Annotated in this window: 4 protein-coding genes and 1 pseudogene; all 5 read right to left on the reverse strand. The window is 69.0% G+C overall.

Annotated elements, in window-relative coordinates; translation table 11 throughout:
• A pseudogene (locus ACWEBX_RS37590) lies at positions 1 to 809 on the reverse strand (glucose-6-phosphate isomerase); the annotation flags it as partial.
• Positions 810 to 1,343: 534 nt separating this feature from the next.
• On the reverse strand, positions 1,344 to 1,631 hold the full coding sequence (locus ACWEBX_RS37595) for an RNA polymerase-binding protein RbpA (protein WP_004002138.1): 288 nt from the start codon (positions 1,629 to 1,631) through the stop codon (positions 1,344 to 1,346).
• Between the two features lie 283 nt (positions 1,632 to 1,914).
• The gene (gene secG, locus ACWEBX_RS37600; protein WP_451889227.1) at positions 1,915 to 2,145 is read right to left on the reverse strand and encodes a preprotein translocase subunit SecG; all 231 of its coding nucleotides are present in this window, start codon (positions 2,143 to 2,145) and stop codon (positions 1,915 to 1,917) included.
• Positions 2,146 to 2,249: 104 nt separating this feature from the next.
• Positions 2,250 to 3,026, reverse strand: coding sequence for a triose-phosphate isomerase (tpiA, locus tag ACWEBX_RS37605; protein WP_355774190.1), 777 nt, complete (start codon positions 3,024 to 3,026; stop codon positions 2,250 to 2,252).
• A gap of 5 nt (positions 3,027 to 3,031) precedes the next feature.
• Positions 3,032 to 4,243 (reverse strand): phosphoglycerate kinase, encoded by a 1,212-nt coding sequence (locus tag ACWEBX_RS37610; RefSeq protein WP_451889226.1) that lies wholly within the window; start codon positions 4,241 to 4,243, stop codon positions 3,032 to 3,034.
• Positions 4,244 to 4,337: the final 94 nt, after the last annotated feature.

Consider the following 4,337-nt stretch of genomic DNA (forward strand, 5'->3'; position numbering starts at 1 on the left):
CAGTCCCAGAACTCGAACATGTTCGCCGTGTCGATGCCGAAGTCCGACACCTTCTCCGCGTTCGTCGACAGCGCCACGAAGTGCTTCGCGACCGCTTCCTGCCCCGCCTTCAGACCGGTCAGGAGCCAGTCACGCGCGGAGGTGGCGTTGGTGATCGTCTCGATCGTGGTGAAGGTCTTCGAGGCGATGACGAACAGCGTCTCCGCCGGGTCCAGGTCCCGTACCGCCTCGTGCAGGTCGGCGCCGTCCACGTTCGACACGAACCGCACCGTCAGCGAGCGGTCGGTGAACGGCCGCAGCACCTCGTAGGCCATGGCGGGGCCGAGGTCGGAGCCACCGATGCCGACGTTCACGACGTTCTTGATGCGCTTGCCGGTGTGCCCGGTCCACTCGCCCGAGCGGACCCGCCCGGCGAAGTCCGCCATCTTGTCCAGGACCGCGTGCACCGCCGGCACGACGTTCTCCCCGTCGACCTCGACCACCGCGTCCCGCGGCGCCCGCAGCGCCGTGTGCAGCACCGCCCGGTCCTCGGTCACGTTGATCTTCTCGCCCCGGAACATCGCGTCCCGCAGCCCGAACACGTCCCTGGCGGCGGCCAGCTCGCGCAGCAGCCGGAGCGTCTCGTCGGTGACGAGGTGCTTGGAGTAGTCGACGTGCAGATCGCCGACCTGGAGCGAGTAGCCGGAGCCGCGTCCCGCGTCGGCCGCGAACAGGTCGCGCAGATGGGTGCCGGCGAGCTCCTCGCGGTGCTTGGCCAGAGCGGTCCACTCGGGTGTCTGGTTGAGCCTGGTACGGCTTTCTGCGTTCATCTCGGACTTCCGCCTTCTTTCCTGCCTGTGCTGCTGCGTACCTTGCCCCGCTGCCGGTCCCAACCTAATTGATCAGGGCTGGACACGAGCTGTCGTCGTGCGTCCACCGGCTCAACAACAGATACGTCCGACTGGCCCGCAGGTGTCAGCGGGATGACGGCGAGAGGGGGAAGCGAGAGCCCGCCGCGCAGAGCAGGGGGCAAGGGGCAGGAGGCGAGGGGCGGGAGGCAGGGAGCAGGGCAGTGCGCCGGACGTGGCTCCGGGTCCGGACCGTACGGAATGACGGTCCGACGCGCCCGGCAGGAATTCCGGCCCGCACTGCTGCATCGGCGTGACCCGCCCACCGCCCGCACGGCACCGCGGGCCACCGCACCGCACGGGCACGCGACCGGAACACGGGGCCCGCGGGGCAGATCGGCCCGCAGTGCGGGCATCAGGACATGGCGAACCCGGCGACGGGACGGACCCCGCATCGCGTCGCCGTGAAACCGTTCCGGCCAGACACCCATGGGATGCCCGGCCGGTTCTCAACTCCTAGATCTCGCCCCGCAGTTTGGCGAGCGCCTCGGCGAGGATCGCCTCGCCGTCCGCGTCGCTGCGCCGCTCCCGCACGTACGCCAGGTGCGTCTTGTAGGGCTCGGTGCGCGGCGGGTCCGGCGGGTTGTCCCGGTCCTGTCCGGCGGGGAAGCCGCAGCGCGGGCAGTCCCAGGTGTCGGGAACCTGCGCGTCGCTGGCGAAGCTGGGCTGCGTCTCGTGCCCGTTGGAGCACCAGAAGGAGATGCGCAGCCGCGGCGCGGACTCGCCGCGCTCGGCCTCGCCCATCGGCCCCGCCCCGACCCGGCTTCCTCGGATCGCGTTGCCACTTGCCACGGTGTAACTCCCTGCGTGATGGTGCCGCGAAGCGAGTCGGCGTGTCGCTTCGTTGCGAGCGCCTCAGTCTACGTAAGGCCCAACGCGCGTCCAGTGATTGGAGTTACATCCCCACCCCTAGACGCAAGCCCCATGATAGGCGGCGCCTGGAGGCGCGTACCGGACATGGGGCCTTACGTGCGGAATGTGCTTGCGTGATGTGCAGGTGTGCTGTTGTACCGATGTCGGTCGGTGATCAGTTATTGATCTTCATCAGGACACCGAGCACGACGATGCATGTGAACCAGAGCAGACCGAGCACCACGGTGATGCGGTCGAGGTTGCGCTCGGCCACCGAGGAGCCACCGACGGACGACTGCATGCCGCCACCGAACATGTCGGAAAGGCCGCCGCCCTTCCCCTTGTGCATCAGCACGAGCAGCATCAGCAGCAGGCTGAAGACGATCAGGGCGATCGAGAACCCCAAAACCACGGCTGGACCAACTTCCTCGGAACTGGATGGACGACGGGGGTCCGGTGCGAGAGCACCAGACCCCCGCAAGGGTACGACGAATCGCCGCTACCGCATACTTACTGGTCGCGGAACCGGACGATCTTGACGAACTCGTCGGCGTCGAGCGACGCGCCGCCGACCAGAGCGCCGTCGATGTCGGCCTTCGCCATGATCTCGGCGACATTGCCGGACTTCACCGAGCCGCCGTACTGGATGCGGACCTGGTCGGCCAGCTCCTGGGAGTACAGCTCGGCCAGCTTGGCGCGGATCGCGGCGCAGACCTCCTGCGCGTCGTCGGCGCCGCAGACCTTGCCGGTGCCGATGGCCCACACGGGCTCGTACGCGATCACGACGGACTCGGCCTGCTCGGCGGGGAGGTCCTTCAGACCGCCCTCGACCTGGGCGAGGGTGTGGGAGACGTGGTTGCCCGCCTCGCGGACGTCCAGCTCCTCGCCCACGCACAGGATCGGGGTCAGGCCGTGCTTGTAGGCGGCCTTGACCTTGGCGTTCACGATCTCGTCGGTCTCGTTGTGGTACTGGCGGCGCTCGGAGTGGCCGACGGCCACGTACGTGCACTTGAGCTTGGCCAGCATCGAGCCGGAGATCTCACCGGTGTAGGCGCCGGAGTCCTGTGCGGACAGGTCCTGGGCCCCGTACTTGATCTTGAGCTTGTCGCCGTCGACCAGGGTCTGCACGGAGCGCAGGTCGGTGAAGGGCGGCAGGACGGCGACCTCGCAGGCCTCGTAGTCCTTGTCGGCCAGGGCGAAGGCGAGTTTCTGGACGTGCGCGATGGCCTCGAGGTGGTTGAGGTTCATCTTCCAGTTGCCCGCCATCAGCGGCGTGCGCGTGCTCATCTAGGTCAGTCCTCCAGTGCGGCGAGGCCGGGGAGCGTCTTGCCCTCGAGATATTCGAGGGAGGCGCCGCCACCGGTCGAGATGTGGCCGAATGCGTTCTCGTCGAAACCGAGGGTGCGCACCGCGGCGGCGGAGTCTCCGCCGCCGACGACGGTGAAGCCCTTGGAGCCGACGAGGGCCTGGGCGACCGCCTTGGTGCCCTCGGCGTAGTCGGGGTGCTCGAAGACGCCCATGGGACCGTTCCAGAACACGGTCTCGGCGTCGGCGAGCTTGGCTGCGTAGAGGGCACCGGTCCTCGGGCCGATGTCCAGGCCGAGCTGTCCCGCGGGCATCTTGTCCGCGTCGACGGCGGTGTGCTCGGTGAGCGCCTTGGCCTTGAGGTCCGGGAATCCGGGGGCGACGACGACGTCGACCGGGAGCACCAGCTCGACGCCCAGCTTCTCGGCGCGCTCCATGTACTCGGTGACGGCCGGGATCTGGTCCTCCTGCAGCAGGGAGGTGCCGACCTCGTAGCCCTTGGCCTTGAGGAAGGTGAAGGCCATGCCGCCGCCGATCAGGATGCGGTCGGCCTTGCCGAGGAGCTGATCGATGACGGCGAGCTTGTCGGAGACCTTGGAGCCGCCGAGCGCGACGACATACGGTCGCGCGACGTCCTCGGTGAGCTTCTTCAGGACGCCGACCTCGGTGGCGATGAGATGGCCGGCGTAGTGCGGCAGCCGGGCCGGAAGGTCGTACACGGAGGCGTGCTTGCGGTGCACCGCGCCGAAGCCGTCGCCCACGTAGACGTCGGCCAGGGCGGCGAGCCGGTCGGCGAACTCGCCGCGCTCGGCGTCGTCCTTGGACGTCTCGCCCGCGTTGAAGCGGAGGTTCTCGATGACGGCCACCTGGCCGGGCTCCAGGCCGTCCACCGCTTCGTGGGCGGCGGGGCCGACGGTGTCCTGCGCGAACGCGACGGGCGCGTCGAGCAGTTCACCGAGTCGCTCGGCGGGCTGGAGAAGGGAGAACGCCGGGTCCGGGGCGCCCTTGGGGCGGCCCAGGTGCGAGGCGACGATGACCTTGGCGCCCGCGTCGGCCAGCGCCTTGACGGTGGGCAGGACGGCGCGGATGCGGCCGTCGTCGGTGATGAGGCCGTTCGCCAGCGGCACGTTGAGGTCGGCGCGGACGAATACCCGCTTGCCGGCCACTCCTGCGGCGAGAAGCTCGTCGATCGTCTTCATGAAAGGGACTCCTGGGGAAGGCTCTTCAGATCCGCGAGAGGTGACCGATCCGGGCGATCGGTCACTACGTGGCGCAGGGCCCGGGCAGCGCGGC

It is taken from the genome of Streptomyces sp. NPDC005070, assembly GCF_053600395.1.